The organism is Clostridium sp. Marseille-QA1073 (genome assembly GCF_054863625.1).
In genome coordinates this window covers 88,925-103,913 of record NZ_JBSVQM010000010.1, presented here as the reverse complement: position 1 = coordinate 103,913, position 14,989 = coordinate 88,925, and the positions used below count along the sequence as shown (strand labels likewise).

General features: G+C 36.4%; 14 protein-coding genes and 1 pseudogene. 9 read left to right on the top strand and 6 right to left on the bottom strand.

Features of this window, described 5'->3' with window-relative positions; translation table 11 throughout:
- The 4 genes and pseudogenes from ACY1IQ_RS11085 to ACY1IQ_RS11070 all read left to right on the top strand — a co-directional run.
- The gene (locus ACY1IQ_RS11085) at nt 1-1,383 is read left to right on the top strand and encodes a sensor histidine kinase (protein WP_461613977.1); all 1,383 of its coding nucleotides are present in this window, start codon (nt 1-3) and stop codon (nt 1,381-1,383) included.
- 26 nt (nt 1,384-1,409) lie between these two features.
- Nucleotides 1,410-2,984, top strand: a complete 1,575-nt coding sequence (locus tag ACY1IQ_RS11080; RefSeq protein ID WP_461613976.1) for a hypothetical protein — start codon at nt 1,410-1,412, stop codon at nt 2,982-2,984.
- A gap of 175 nt (nt 2,985-3,159) precedes the next feature.
- Nucleotides 3,160-3,630 (top strand): IS200/IS605 family transposase, encoded by a 471-nt coding sequence (gene tnpA / locus ACY1IQ_RS11075; RefSeq protein ID WP_461612632.1) that lies wholly within the window; start codon nt 3,160-3,162, stop codon nt 3,628-3,630.
- 483 nt (nt 3,631-4,113) lie between these two features.
- Nucleotides 4,114-4,313 (top strand): annotated as a pseudogene (locus tag ACY1IQ_RS11070) (ATP-binding protein); the annotation flags it as partial.
- A 97-nt stretch (nt 4,314-4,410) separates the two neighbouring features.
- Here ACY1IQ_RS11070 and ACY1IQ_RS11065 read toward each other — a convergent pair.
- The 6 genes from ACY1IQ_RS11065 to ACY1IQ_RS11040 form a co-directional block, all read right to left on the bottom strand.
- Complete coding sequence (locus tag ACY1IQ_RS11065) at nt 4,411-6,957, bottom strand: ABC transporter permease (protein WP_461613975.1); 2,547 nt, start codon at nt 6,955-6,957, stop codon at nt 4,411-4,413.
- On the bottom strand, nt 6,954-7,643 hold the full coding sequence (locus ACY1IQ_RS11060; RefSeq protein ID WP_461613974.1) for an ABC transporter ATP-binding protein: 690 nt from the start codon (nt 7,641-7,643) through the stop codon (nt 6,954-6,956). Before ACY1IQ_RS11060 ends, ACY1IQ_RS11065 begins: the two co-directional genes overlap by 4 nt.
- An 82-nt stretch (nt 7,644-7,725) precedes the next feature.
- On the bottom strand, nt 7,726-8,715 hold the full coding sequence (locus tag ACY1IQ_RS11055) for a sensor histidine kinase (RefSeq protein WP_461613973.1): 990 nt from the start codon (nt 8,713-8,715) through the stop codon (nt 7,726-7,728).
- Nucleotides 8,702-9,388, bottom strand: coding sequence for a response regulator transcription factor (locus ACY1IQ_RS11050; RefSeq protein WP_461613972.1), 687 nt, complete (start codon nt 9,386-9,388; stop codon nt 8,702-8,704). The genes ACY1IQ_RS11055 and ACY1IQ_RS11050 overlap by 14 nt, the downstream gene beginning before the upstream one ends.
- Nucleotides 9,385-9,525 (bottom strand): DNA-binding protein, encoded by a 141-nt coding sequence (locus ACY1IQ_RS11045; protein WP_461613971.1) that lies wholly within the window; start codon nt 9,523-9,525, stop codon nt 9,385-9,387. Before ACY1IQ_RS11045 ends, ACY1IQ_RS11050 begins: the two co-directional genes overlap by 4 nt.
- 544 nt (nt 9,526-10,069) lie before the next feature.
- Entirely contained in the window at nt 10,070-10,312 is a 243-nt protein-coding gene (locus ACY1IQ_RS11040) for a hypothetical protein (RefSeq protein ID WP_461613970.1), read from the bottom strand.
- Nucleotides 10,313-11,186: 874 nt separating this feature from the next.
- On the opposite strand from ACY1IQ_RS11040, the gene ACY1IQ_RS11035 reads away from it, so the two are divergent.
- The 5 genes from ACY1IQ_RS11035 (at nt 11,187) to ACY1IQ_RS11015 (ending at nt 14,981) form a co-directional block, all read left to right on the top strand.
- On the top strand, nt 11,187-12,992 hold the full coding sequence (locus tag ACY1IQ_RS11035; protein ID WP_461613969.1) for an ABC transporter ATP-binding protein: 1,806 nt from the start codon (nt 11,187-11,189) through the stop codon (nt 12,990-12,992).
- A 52-nt stretch (nt 12,993-13,044) separates the two neighbouring features.
- A complete protein-coding gene (locus ACY1IQ_RS11030) occupies nt 13,045-13,206 on the top strand; it encodes a lachnocin family radical SAM-modified peptide (RefSeq protein WP_461613968.1) in 162 nt (53 codons plus the stop codon).
- A 46-nt stretch (nt 13,207-13,252) separates the two neighbouring features.
- A complete protein-coding gene (locus ACY1IQ_RS11025; protein ID WP_461613967.1) occupies nt 13,253-13,390 on the top strand; it encodes a lachnocin family radical SAM-modified peptide in 138 nt (45 codons plus the stop codon).
- Nucleotides 13,391-13,441: 51 nt separating this feature from the next.
- On the top strand, nt 13,442-13,579 hold the full coding sequence (locus ACY1IQ_RS11020) for a lachnocin family radical SAM-modified peptide (protein WP_461613967.1): 138 nt from the start codon (nt 13,442-13,444) through the stop codon (nt 13,577-13,579).
- A 79-nt stretch (nt 13,580-13,658) separates the two neighbouring features.
- Nucleotides 13,659-14,981, top strand: a complete 1,323-nt coding sequence (locus ACY1IQ_RS11015; protein WP_461613966.1) for a lachnocin radical SAM maturase — start codon at nt 13,659-13,661, stop codon at nt 14,979-14,981.
- The last annotated feature ends 8 nt before the right edge of the window (nt 14,982-14,989 follow it).

The window sequence follows — 14,989 nt, the reverse complement described above, 5'->3', positions numbered from 1 at the left end:
TTGGTATCTATTAAGAGAAGAATTTCAGGCAGTTACTTACTTATTATAGTGTTAACTATAGTTATTGTTGAGGTAATAGTAATAACTGCAATTAAAAGCTACTATTACACAGGACTTAATGATACCTTAAAGAACCAAATAATTATTTCCAGTAATTTTTATAATACTTATCTTTCTTCTGAAGGAATACGGGCCAATACAGCTAATGATGTAGATCTATTTTGGGAAAATACTAGCGCAGAAGTACAAATTATTGATAAAAATGGTAAAGTGCTGATGGATTCTTTAGGAGTGGATGTAGAAAATATTGATCTTCCAGAAAAGTTAATGGATGTTATAGAAGGTAAGGAAAAAATAGTAGTAGAAAAAATAACTATCAATGGAGAGTCGTCTATAAGTATGATTACTGCTCTTAATCATAATAATAAAATAGATGGGGCGCTTAGGTTTATAGCATCTACTGCTGAGGTTGATAAAACTGTAGCTAAAGCATCTAAATATGCACTATTAGTAGGAATATTTGTTATAATAGTTTCAAGTATTGTGAGTTTATTTATATCGAATAGTATTACTAAACCACTAAAAAAGATAAGTTATGGTGCAGAAAAAATGGCGACAGGAGATTTTAGTGAAAAAATACCTAAGTTCTTTGATGATGAGCTTGGAAAATTAGCAGATACTCTTAATTATATGTCAGATGAAATTATGAAAAATGAAAAGCTTAAAAATGAGTTTATTGCTTCTGTATCTCATGAACTTAGAACGCCATTAACATCTATAAAGGGATGGTCAATTGTGCTGAAAGCTTCAGATTTCCAAGATGAAGAAGAAATAAAGGAAGGGTTAGATATAATAGAACAGGAAGTAGATAGATTAACTCATTTAGTAGAGGATTTATTAGATTTTTCAAAGCTATTATCAGGAAAAATAACCCTTAAAAAGGAGAATACAAATTTAGCAGCATTAATTTTAGCACTATCAAAACAATTAACACCAAGAGCTAAAAATGAAAATTTAACACTAAAGACAAATGTTGATGAAAATTTATCTAATGTAATTGTAGATAAAAATAGAATAAAACAAGTTCTTATAAATATTTTAGATAATGCTATTAAATTTACTCCAGCGGGAGGAGAAATTACTTTTAATACTAGTATTATAGAAAATAGTATTATAATGAGTATTAAAGATACTGGAATAGGCATTTCACAGGATGAAATACCTAAAGTTAAGGAAAAGTTCTATAAAGGAAAAAATTCTAACTCTAGTAATGGTATAGGATTATCTGTTTGTGATGAAATTATCCAAATGCATAATGGATCATTAGATATAAAAAGTAAATTAGGGGAAGGTACAAAAGTTATAATAACCTTGCCGTTGTAGATTGATAATGATTGAAGGAGGGGATTATGAAAAGATTTTCTAAAATACTTATAGTAAGTTTAATTGCATTAGCTTTAGTAGCTTGTAATTATAATGAATTTGTAGCAACTAATAGAATATCATCTCCTAAAATTGAGCCATCTATATTAGGGAAATGGAAGATTGAAACATATAAGTATTTAAATACAGATGCACCGGAAGATGCTTCAATTAAGCTATGGGTTGATAAGATGATCACATTTAATAAAGATACAGTAATATCTCCAAGTGATACTTTTATTAATCCTAAATATAAGCTAAAATTAGTAAATTCATTAGAATATATATATAATAAATATAATACTATTCCAGAAAGTTTAGGAATAGAAGAAAGTGAAATTCAAGTAGTTACTATTGTATGTTCAAATAATTATTTTATAGAGCTTATATTATTAAATGATGATGAGGCTATTCTTGAGAAGAATAGTACTTTGTATTATTTATCAAGAATAGGAAGCGAAGATAAAGGTATTGTTAATAATCATGAATTTAATAGAGGGGTGACTGTAAGACCTAGTGAAGCAATAACCGCTAATAAATTTAAGAGATATCAAAGCGGTGTTATAATCGGACTTAAATCTTATGTAGAAGAAAAATACAATTATCCTTATGGGAATAAAGAAGAAAAGCCTAAGGCACCCGTTTATAGAACATTATGGATTAGTTATGATGGACAAGTAAAAGAAATAAAAGAATTACCTTATATATTTTTAGCAAGAAAGAATGGATTTTGGAAGGTTGATTCTAAACGGATAAAAGGTGATAATTATTTCTATGATTCAATTTCTGCAGCACCTATAGGAAAGACGTCAAAGACAAAAACACCTTCACAGGACTTTATTAATAATAGTTCATTTTATACTGAAAAAAGTATAAATTTTATTTCAAATGATTATATATCCTTAGATGTAAAAGGTGAAGGAAATGAAAAGGATGAAGCTCAGCCATACCAGTATAGTCTTTTAAATACTATACCAATAGATACAATTTATTCTGGTGAAGATCGTGCTATAACTATTTCAGAAGCTATAGGTGATAAAGGAGTAGATGCTCTTAAAGTTGCAATTCAAGGGAGTGCTAAAGATAAAGGAAATAGCAAAAACTTTGAATTAAAGGATGCAGAACAGTTCAATAGTTTTGGACTTGTAAGAAAAAATGGAAAATGGATAATGAAAGGACGAGTAAACTTTTCTAATGATAATTTATCTTATAATTATGGAGATTTTGAAATTCCTATATTGATGCCTGAAAGTTTATTAAAGTATGATTCTATATTTGCACCTTGGTCTCAAATAAAGCAATCGACACCACAGGCTAAAGATATATTTTCATCGCCAAATAAAAATATGTCTATTGTAGTTACTGATGAAAGCTTACAAGTTTACCCTATAGTAGGAAATGCATTAGAAGAGACTCCTATTAAGGAGATTAAACTAAAAGAAAATGAAACTGTTATAATGGCAGAATGGGCAACTGGTGAGTATGTAGATATATGGAGTGATCAGGTAAATAAATTAATATCTTTAGAAAAGAAAGCAGAAGAGCCAAAAAATGAAAAGTAAATTAAAAGACCTATGCTATTGCAATAGGTCTTTTCTTGTTGTATAAAAGAATACCACAGGTTATACCTGTGGTTCTAAAAAGCTTTTAGCTATGAGTATAAAAAAAGATCCTCCTTTAGTAAAATAAGTATTAGGTTTGCCGACCAATACTTGAAATACAAAGGAGGAGTTCATAATGAACAATAACAGTTTAGCACATAGCAAATGGAATTGTAAATATCACATAGTGTTTGCACCTAAGTATAGAAGACAAATAATATATGGAAAGATAAAAGTTGATATTGGAGTAATATTGAGAAAGTTATGTGAACATAAGGGTGTAGAAATAATAGAAGCAAATGCATGCAAGGACCATATACACATGTTAGTTAGTGTTCCACCTAAATTAAGCATAGCTCAGTTTATGGGATACTTAAAAGGAAAAAGTTCTCTTATGATTTTTGATAGACATGCTAATCTAAAATATAAGTATGGAAATAGACAATTTTGGTGCAAGGGATATTATGTTGATACAGTTGGGCGTAATAAAAAAGTAATTGAAGAATATATAAAAAATCAAATACAAGAAGATATAGCATATGAGCAATTGAGTTTAAAAGAATATATTGACCCGTTTACGGGTGAGCCAGTAAAGAAGAGCAGATAAAATAAACCCCTTTAGGGGTAGTTAGTAAAAATTTGCGGTTGGCAAACCGTTCGGCGTGCGAGCAGCACAGCCAGTAATATGCCCTTATAGGGCTAAAGCAAACCACCCGTTTTACGGGTGGTCCTGATTCCACCTATGGGGAACTTAATCAATGGAGAATTGAGAATGGAAAGTTGGCAATTATAGCAGAAATTAATTCTTACCAATCAATTTCTTTAAATAGATTTTTCAATAAAAGTGACTGAGTCACTTTAAAAAGAAATAAATTTAGAACTTCTCTTATAAAAGAGAAGTATCAATAATTCTTCATTGTCAATCGTTAATTTTCAATTGTATAAGGGTTCCCCTGAGGTGCAGCATAGTTCAGAGCAAGAATTAGTAAGCTTCCACCCCAAAAGGCATCTAGTATGGAGCGTGACACATCCTGACGCTTTATTTTCTTTTCTTCATAGGCAAGGTCTTTCATCTTTTGAAGTACTTACTGAATTATTGGAAATTGTGGAAGCACGGTACAAAAAGCCTCCACCATCTTTTGCCTCTCAGTTTGAGGTCGGCGGCTGGTATCACAAAATCGGCGAACCCACCCTGGCTGATGCCATTTCCGACCGTATCGTCCATGATTCCTACACCATTTTATCAAAGGCAAGATCTCCATGCGAGAACGCAAAGGCATTGAGGAGTAGGCTTCCTTCACCCGAACCCACTCCAAACCTTTTGCTAAAGCACTTTCAGGGAAACTGTACAGTTCCTGCTAGTTAGGGTGTTCAACTCTAAAATCAATCAAGCCATATCATCCCGAAGTGCGTCAATAATATTTTCTTTTTTTATCTTATTAATGGTATACAGCATTGTAATGAACACGATAAAAATAACGCCAAACACGCTGATTCCGATACTGGCCCACGGAAGCACAAAATCGATATCGTCCGTGACCATTCCGTTATGAATTAGCCAGGAAGAAATTACCGCTATGGGAAGTCCCAAGAGCAGCGCCCTCATGCCATAAAAGGCACACTCAAAATTCATCATCTTCTGGAAATCGTGCTCAGACATTCCCACAGAGCGAAGCATGGCAAGCTCCCGACGGCGTAGCTTGATATTCGTGGAAATTGTGTTGAATACATTGGCGACCGCAATCAGCGAAATCATAATGATGAAAGTATAGGCGAACACGTTGGCAATGAAGATGTAATTGCGGTTCTCCTCCATCATTCCATACATATTGTACAGGTTGTACTCGGCCGTAATCCCCTCACTCTCGATGATCTTCTCCATTTCTACAACTGACTGAGTGGGATTCTTTGATTGAAAGCTCAGGCTTTTAATTCCTGTAGAAGCATCAGGAGTCTCAAACTCATCTTTGACCGAATAAGGGGCCAGCACCCTGAAGCAGGCTTGCCTCAGCTCAGAGTTCCTGATGCCTGGGGGAGAATCGGGCGGCACGATTTTGACAAACGCAATGTTTACGTTTTGCCTCTCAACCATCTTCGACTCGCCATCGGTTTCAGGAGTGAGAGTAACATTCCTGGAAGAACTCGTGAAGATATCAATAGTATTGTCATCCTCCACCATCATGGAAACGGCAATCATTTTTGCATTTTGCCCGATATATTCTTCTGTGGGCAACCCCAGACCTTTGATAATATTCAGATAGGTGCTGTCATCAAGAAACTGAATATCTACTGGAAGATCAATCGTTTCGTCCGGCGAATGTGAACCCTCATAGTGCAAGTAATCGTCTGTAAGCTCACTTGCTTTGGCAGTGCATGAATACGTAATAAGTTCCTGATACAAGCCTTCGTAAACACCATTGGCAGTTTTCAGCTTATCGTAAAGCTGCAGCATTTCGCTGTCATCCATGTCCTGTGTGAAAAAAATGATGTCATGGTCAGTAACTTCTGACGCCTGATTTGACACCTGTTTCAAATCTGCTACCAAAGCACTGGTCGATATGAACAGCACTATGCTTAAAACAAGCGACATCACAATGCTACGATAGCGTTTCTTGTTTCTTTTAAAATTTTTCAGGGCAAGGGTTCCCTCTAGACCGTAAATGCGCTGTGTAAGCTTTGATGTCTTCACGGCTTTGGATTCGATTTTCACCTCGTTCGTCTGGCGAATACACTCCATCACCGGTGTGCTGGCGGCCTTTCTGGCCGGGATGTAGGCCGAGATTAAGATGGTAACCATGCTGACCACTGCCGCAACGACGATTGCGGCGATGGACAACGTCAAGGTCAAAGGGACGTTGATGTAGAGAACATTTGCGAAATTTTTGGAGATAACGGAAATTACAAGCCTAATACTGATTATACCTACTGCAACACCAATCGGTATGCCAACTGCACCAATGCAAAGCCCCTCAAACAGCACCAAATTCCGTAGCTGCTTTGCTGTGGCTCCAACAGATGAAAGGATCCCGAATTGCTGTGTGCGTTCATTCAACGACATGTTAAACGAATTATAGATTAGAAAAATTGAGCCGAGCATGATGATGGCGACTACAATGCCCCCAACCGAGTACAGAAACATATTGAACAAGTTGTTGTCGGAAATGCCCATGAAACGCAACACATTATCATTGAAAACGTAAGCATGGTCTCCGGTGCTGCTTGTGTAGGAATGAACCTGACGCGGATTTTTTAACGTGACAAACAGGCTGAGGCTGTCCGCTTTGAATTGTGCGTCCGCTTTGGTTATCAAGGTGTATCCCGGCGCGGAAGATTCCTCAAAGACGGGCCTTCGGCAGATACCGACAACTGTATAGGTTCTCTCGTCTTGTGGTACAAGCGTTTCACCCCTGGCGGTGTATGGGTCACTCTGACCAAGCTTCTTGTTTTCATTCATGCGGCTTCCCACGGTCAGGGAAAGAGTGTCGCCCACCGCGAATTTGACGCCGCCGTCTGTTGCAACTTTCCCCGAAATAAGAATCTCCCCACTGTTTTCAGGTAACCTGCCTGAAATCAAAGTTATGGGCAAAGTATCAAAGGCTTCTTCGCTGAATCCGGCTATAAAAAGATATGGTTTGTTCGGGTTTCTGTTGCCGTCAAGCGTTGCATAGCCGATATTTTCAAATGCTACGGTATTTGCAACTTCATCATTGCCTGTCTGTTCCTGTATGAAAGAAGAATCAACGTCCAAAAACGCGACGTGCCAATCACCGTATTTCGAAATGGCACCATTTGTCATATAGTTCAGCAGAGAAACGCCAAAGGTAGTAACTGCCGTAATCATGGCAGCAGACAGAACAACCCCTATAATCGTTACAAGCGTTCGTGTACGACTCTTTTTCAGCCCTTGCAGGGCAACCTTGTCAAAAATGTTCATGAACGAGCCACCTGCCTCTCATCACGCACTACTTTTCCATCTGCGATGCAGATAATTCGATCTGCTTGCAGGGCAATATTTTCATCGTGTGTGACAATGATAAGGGTCTGGTGATATTTGTTATGGCTTTCTTTCAGTAGATGGATAATTTCCTGTCCGTTTTTGCTGTCTAGGCTGCCAGTAGGTTCATCGGCAAGCATAACTGCCGGTGCATTCATCAATGCGCGACCGATGGCAACACGTTGCTGCTGACCTCCAGAAAGTTGGTTCGGCAAATGTGTTTTTCGTTCTTTTAAACCAAGTAGCTCCAACAGATCATTTAGTCGTTCCTCGTTGACCTTCCGCTTGTCCATCAGGATAGGCAGGGTAATATTTTCCACTACATTTAGCGTTGGTATCAGATTGTGAAACTGATAAATCAATCCAACCTGTCGTCTGCGGAAAATAGCGAGTTTTTCATTGCTCTGGTCATATACATCCTGACCCTCCAAGTATATCTTTCCGCTTGTTGGTACGTCCACGCCACCGATGATGTGAAGCAATGTGGATTTGCCGGAGCCGGAGGAGCCGATGATTGCGGTAAACTCCCCCTTTTCGATTGTAAGCGAAACATGGTCAAGGGCGGTAACTTGGTTTTCGCCCTTCCCGTAGACCTTGCATAAATTTTCAATTTTTAAAAATTCCATTATGTGAGCCTCCTTTCTTATGTTTCACCTATATAATAGAACCCTCAACTTACATCTCTGTGACTTTCCGGTGAGAGATTAGTCACTTTGGGAAACGAATGGCAAATATCGCGCCGCCCTGCGGGTGATTTTTTGCGGTAATCGTCCCTCCCTGCCGTGTTATAATTATCTTACAGAGCGCCAATCCAATTCCGTACCCAGCTGTGCTCGAATTCTTTCCACGATAAAACCTGTTAAACAGGTATGGTAAATCTTCTTTTTTAAAGCCCGCTCCGCTGTCGTGAATAGTAACCTCAGTAAACAAGAGGTTGTCCTCACAAACGATATCAATTTTTCCGTTATCGCCTGCACTTTCCATGCAGTTTTTGAAGATGTTTTGAAGTGCTTCCGAAAGCCAATTTGAATCTCCCAAAATATTTATCCCTTTCGGTACATTAATTTCTAAAGCTATATTGTGTAGTTCCATGGGAATCAGAAGTTGGTGAAGTGCGGCACTGATCAAGTTATTCACATCAATTTGTTCTTTTTGGAAAACCACAATGCCTGCGTCCAAACGTGATAATTTTAAAAGAGAAGTAATTAGCCAATCCATTCGCACAAGCAATTCCTCTGTTTCCCGTATCAAATCTTTCCGCTCATCCTCATTAGGATTATTCTCTAACAATGACAGAATAAGAGTTACTGATGTGAGAGGGGTGCGGAGCTGGTGGGCTATGTCAGCCAGCGAATCTGCAAGATGTTCTTTTTCTTTTTTTAGTGCGTCGTTTTGTTCCCGAATACGCAGTGTCATTTTTGTTATCTCGCTTTGCAGAATGGAAAGTTCGCCCTCGTCTGATTCACCAATATACAGATGGTCAGCGTTATGAAGCACAAGGTCGATTTGATCTGAAATCTGCGCAATGCTTTTATATTTGGCTTTGGTAAACACAAAAAATGCTGTTCCAAAGGCGGCGGTAGAAGCAATGGCAAGGATTCCAGCCAACCTATTGATTGCAAATCCCAGCGTCACAGTGGCGGCAGCTATTAAGGAGAACAAAATGGCAAACTGCTGAAACTCTCTATTCCGAAGCATACTCGCACCCCAATCTATACCCCGTCCCGCGAACGGTCAGAATGATTTGCGGGCTTGCGGGGTTGTTCTCTATCTTCTCCCGCAGGCGTTTGATATACACGGTCAATGTATTGTCATTGACAAACTCGCCCGCAGCGTCCCACAATTCGTCAAGCAGCCTGCTCCTTGTGATAATACTTTTTGGGTTGCTAATAAACACCAGTAACAAGCGGTATTCTAATGCTGAAAGAAAAACCTCGTTGCCGTTTTTTTTCACAACACCACTTGCCATATCGACATGAAGTCCGCAGATTTCAAAAGCCGATGGAGAACGTCCGTTTTTTCGCAGGACGGTTCTGATTCGTGCGATCAGTTCACGTGGACGAAAAGGCTTGGTGATATAGTCGTCCGCGCCCATGTTCAGTCCGGTAACAACACTTGCTTCATCGCCAGAAGCCGTCAGAAAGATAACGGGAACATCTTGCGTTTCTTTGATTTCCGTGCAAACCGTAAAGCCATTTCCATCAGGCAAAGAAATATCAATCAACGCCAAGTCAAATTTATTCCCGGCAAGTGCGACAAGGGCTTCACTCCGCGTAGGGGCGTGAGTGACTGTAAATCCCTCCGAGCGGAGCAAAAGTACAAGGTTTTTGGCGATTGCCTTATCGTCCTCAACCAAAAATATCCGTTTCATTTATTTTCACCATCCTTTACTTTACTGTTCCTATATCGTCCGTCAGCCGGTTTTTCAGTGTCAGCAGGAACAAGCCATGTATTTCCCATTTTTTTAGCTCCCTTAATCCGCCCGGCAGAGCAATGGTACACTACCATTCTGTCTGTGATTCTCCAAATTTTCGCTGCTTCTTTTGTCGTTATATAATTCGCGCATAACACCTCCATAATTCTATTGTATTTATTTTGACGGAAATTTACAAGCTGAGGTATAAAACAAAAAAATACAGGAGCGTGGAAAAGCGTTCACGCTCCCGCAAAGGCTAAAGATGTTAGGCGGCTTTAAAGGTCAGTATTCCGGCAATTAGCTTGGTATCCAGTCTGCTTGATGAAATCAGCAACAAGGGATTGCGGGTTGTCACCGTCACGACAAAAGAGATTAAGAAAGTTGAAGAAATGGGGGAAGCGTAAGAGCGCCGCCCTCATTTTTTCATGGAAACGCACCAGCTGGGGAGAGGAACGCTCCGACAAAACAATGTCGGCAAGCAGGACAAGGTGGTACACACCTTGCGAATTTGCTCAAAATTCCCTTGGGGGATTTTTGGAAAATCTGCTTGTTGGGGAGTATCCCCAATCCCCACTGAACACACGATAAATTGTGTGGATATGCTCACTCCGTGAGTTGAAAAAATCACAGGTCAGATTATCTCTGCTCCTGTGATTTTTCTTTTTCCAGATGAACCATATCCTCACCTAAAAGACGGTCAACATTTGCCTTTGCGGTAACTACTTTCTGCATTTCTTTTTTTACCGAATGGTACTTTATATAGGCTTTTTTCTTTTGGGTGAGCAGCTCGGAATATTCTATTTGCAGAGCCTTGACAGTAGGCAACTTTTTAACGCCCAGCTCATCAAAATCCGCCTTTGCAGTCTTATGTAAAATCACATTGACGGTGTGTTCCTCGTAGAATTTTTTTGAGTATCCTGCTTTGCGATAAGCGGTATAAGCATCACGGGTTTTAGCGTAATTGATGATATGGATTTTGAGGACGGCTATTTCTATAATTTCCTGACGAGATGTCTGATATCACATGGATTCAGGCTTTTCAGTTGATGCTTCAAATGTTCAAAACACTACTTACGGATCAGTCAGAATTATCTGATGAGAAAATCTTTGAATTAGTAGATGCTTTTATGAATGCAATTCCATCTGCATTGAAGTCACAGTTACAAGCAGCCTAAAGTTTCAGAACATTGATAAGATAATTAGTGCCAGGTATTGAATTTTCAAGGTGCATAGCTAAAATCTATATGCGAATTTTTAGAATTTTAAAAAAAAATTGACTTATTTGAAACATTGTAGTAAAATAGGAAAAGAAAGGGAAATGTTGAAAAACAAGGGATAAAATCCATGTTTATGCCAATATATGAAATAATTACGATTGCGGTAAAAGTATTCTTAAATGATGAGGCGGTTAGAATTAGGACAAGTTCTTGCTGATTACAAGAATGTACAACAAAGCCGTCGCTAAGGAAGAAATTTCGCGCTAGCTAATAAAGGAGTGAAAAATTATGCCTGTTCGGATTCGTCCAAGCCCAAAGCGTTCAGATGTTCCTTCGTAGTAAATGCGAAAGAACTTGTTAGCGAGTTGTTCCAATATTTGTGAATCAAAATAGGGTTGACAACGCTGACATATATGCAATCGAAACCGGCCAATTAAATTATATGCTTGTGAATAGAGGAATCGGCTTCTATATGCAGAGCAAAAAGTATTAATTGCTGTTTATACCGTAATTTTTTATTGATTGTAGGTGAGAAGATGAAAATTATAAAAGACTATATTTTGAAATTAGGTTTTATATTTAAAGAAATTTTTAAAGCAGGGCCAGGTGTATTTTTTCTTTCCATTGGCTCAATGCTTATCACAGGTATTAGCCCAGTATTCACTACATATTTGACAGCTAAATTAATAGAAGAATTAGGTCAAAATATAGGAAACGAATCATCGGTTGTGTATTTAAGATTATTGATTATTTTATTTTTAATGCTTTCTTTTATAGTGATTTCATTCGCTACGGAAAGTGTAAAAACCATTATATGTTCTATGACAGGGTTAAAACTGTCACACAATATAGAAAACTTGATTGCAGATAAATTTCAAAGCATAAAGCAAGAAAGAATAGATAACCCCACTTTTTTAGATTTGCATTCAAACACTTTGACTAAATGTGGTTCTGAACCATTGAATTTGATGGAAGGCTTATTCGGTATGGTTGCAAGCCTTATAAGTCTCATTGGATATGCTGTTATTATTATTAGATTTAATTTCCTCGCCTTTCTTTTTATTATGATTTTTACTTTACCTATCATAATTTATAAAAGAAAATTTCAAGGTATGATGTTTAGATTTTTTAGTGAAAGAACTATGCAAATGAGGCGTATATGGTATTATCTCTCGCTGATTACCGATCCCATGTATGCAAATGAGATTAGGGCTTTTAGATTATATAATCACTTTAGAAACAGAAGAAAAGAGTCATTTGATGATCTTATGAAAGGTAACAGTAAAATTGCGGCAAAAGAAATTATAGTATCAATATTAACTAGTTTTATTTCAATGATAGGTGCTATTTTTGTTGGAGTATGGCTTGTAAAAAATACAATCACGGGTTCAGTATCTGTGTCAGAGTTTTATCTGTTCGTTACTGCTGTTCTAACTATCGTTACGAAGTTAATAGCATTATCAGATCAAATAGCATCAAATAGTAAAAGCATGATGTTTATTAACTATATATTTGAATTTATGCAGGAAACAGATATTATAGAAAGTAAAAATCTGAAAATCAAAGCAATACCAGTACATAATATACGTTTTGAAAATGTTAGTTTTAAGTATACTGGTTCTGATAACTATGCACTTAAAGATATAAATGTAAATTTTGATACAAAGGAGACGGTATGCCTTGTCGGTGAAAATGGGAGCGGAAAATCAACATTCGCCAAGCTCTTACTCAGAATTTATGATCCAACACAAGGGCGAATATTACTAGATAATATCGATTTAAAAGAATACGACATAAATGAATTAAGATCGTTTTTTGGCGCTTTGTTTCAAGATTATGTTAAGTTCTCAGACAGTGTACACAATTGTATAGGGTTTGGAAATATTGATAAGATACAAAACGACAAGGATATAGAAAAAGCGGCCGAAATAACAGGAGCAAATAAGTTTATTGAAAACTATGAAAATAGATATGACACAAACTTAAGCAAAATGTTTTTTAATGATGCTATAGAGCCCTCCGGAGGGCAATGGCAAAAAATTGCCATATCTAGGGCGGTTTTCTCAGATGCATCGGTTTTAGTCTTAGATGAGCCAACAGCAGCGCTTGATCCAAAGTCAGAAGTGAAAATGTTCGATACTTTTAGAACAATAAGCGATCTTAAATCTACAGTCATCATCTCTCATAGGATGTATATTACTAAATTAGCGGATAAAATTATTTTATTAGACAAAGGAAAACTTATAGAAGAAGGGAGCTTTGAAGAATTAATAGAACTGAAAAAGGAATTTTATAATATGTATAAAATTCAAGCGGACAGCTACTCCATGTCTGTTGAATAGAGATAAATATAATAAGTGTTATTGATTATTTATACGGCCTACTACTGTAGTTATGAGAAAGGTTATGGAAATTATGAGGAATAATAAAGTTAGTTTAGAGAAGCTCAATAAGGCAAATAACTCTACAGTAAGAACTTTGGGGTGCCGCTGTTGCTGCGCAGGTAAACCGATGGCAGCTTATGGCAGTGGTTACATTGGACAATTCCTAAACTAAAAATTTACAGTAACTTTAAAAAATTATAAGATGGGGTGTGGAAATTATGAAGAATAATAAAGTTAGTTTAAAGAAGATTAACAAGGCAAATAACTCTACAGTAAGAACTTTGGGGTGCCACTGTGGCTGCAAAGGTAAACCAGTGTCAGCTTATGGCGATGGTTACATTGGACAATTCCTATAAACTAAAAATTTACAATAACTTTAAAAAATTATAAGATGGGGTGTGGAAATTATGAAGAATAATAAAGTTAGTTTAAAGAAGATTAACAAGGCAAATAACTCTACAGTAAGAACTTTAGGATGCCACTGTGGCTGCAAAGGTAAACCAGTGTCAGCTTATGGCGATGGTTATATTGGACAATTCCTATAAAATAGAAAAATAGCTCATAACTATAGTAGTAGGCGGTATAAATAATCAATAACTCGAAAGAGAAAGGATGTAAACAGAGATGTATTTATCTAAAATAATTAAGACAAGCAGTAATATGTATATTTATGATGCACTAAATAATAACTTTGCTACAATTAACTCTGACGAAGATATATTAGATGATAATAAATATGCTGATTTTTTGATAAATAACAACTTCAGGGATATAAAGAAATCATGTGAGTTTGATGTGAAATATTCTTATAGTGAAGACGAATTAAATAATATGTATACTAGTAAAATAAAAAGTATGACTTTAGCCCTTACAGAGCAGTGCAATTTAAGATGTAAATACTGTGGATATATGCCTAAATATATGGATGATAACTATCAGCTAAAAAGTATGTATAAAGATGTTGCTTTTAAGGCTATAGATATTCTTATGAAAAATTCACATGAAAGCGAGATCTGCCATCTTGGTTTTTATGGAGGGGAACCTTTACTTAGGCTAGACCTTATAAAAGAGTGTATCGATTACATAAGTAATAAGTATCCATTTAGAAAACCTTCTTATAATATAGTAACAAATGCACTTTTACTTGACGATAAAGTTACTGATTTCATAATAGAAAATGATATAAAAATAAATATAAGCTTTGATGGACCTAAAAAATATCAAAATAAATATAGAGTTGATTGTAATGATAATGGTAGTTATGAGAAGGTGTATCAAAACATTCAGGCATTTTATCGTAAAGACCCTAAATTTTTTAGGGAAAATGTTACATATAATGTAGTTATGTTTAATGGTGCTAGCAATGATCTTTTTGAGTCTATAGATAATTTATGGAAATCTGATGTAAACATGATAGACCTTTTCCCAACTGAATATTTTATGAACTCAAGGGATAAAAGTGATGAGATCAATAAAGGCGAGATACTTGATATAAGAAATTACGATTTTGCCTATAAAAATATGCTTAAAGGTATGAAAAAATATTATAATTCATTCAGTGGACCAGCTTGTAGCAATTGCATTTTACCCGGAGGGTTTTGTGTTCCTGGTGTAAGAAAGAACTTTGTAACTACCGACGGTAGAATAATTGTATGCGAAAAGGTAGATGAGAGCCAGGAAATTTTTGAAATTGGAGATGTTTATAACGGTATTGATATAAATAAAATAAAATGGCTTGTTGATGAAACCGTAAAAAGTTTAGAAAAATGTAAATATTGTTGGGCGGCTAGGTTTTGTAAAATGTGCTTTAAGGACATTCTAAATATAAATGATGATTTTTGTGAAAAATCTAGAAAAGATGTAGAGAGCGAATTGGGTTATTACCTAGACCATGTCAGTAATAATAGAGGCTTGGTTAATTATGTGGCAAACATCTCATTGATTTAAATAGAGAT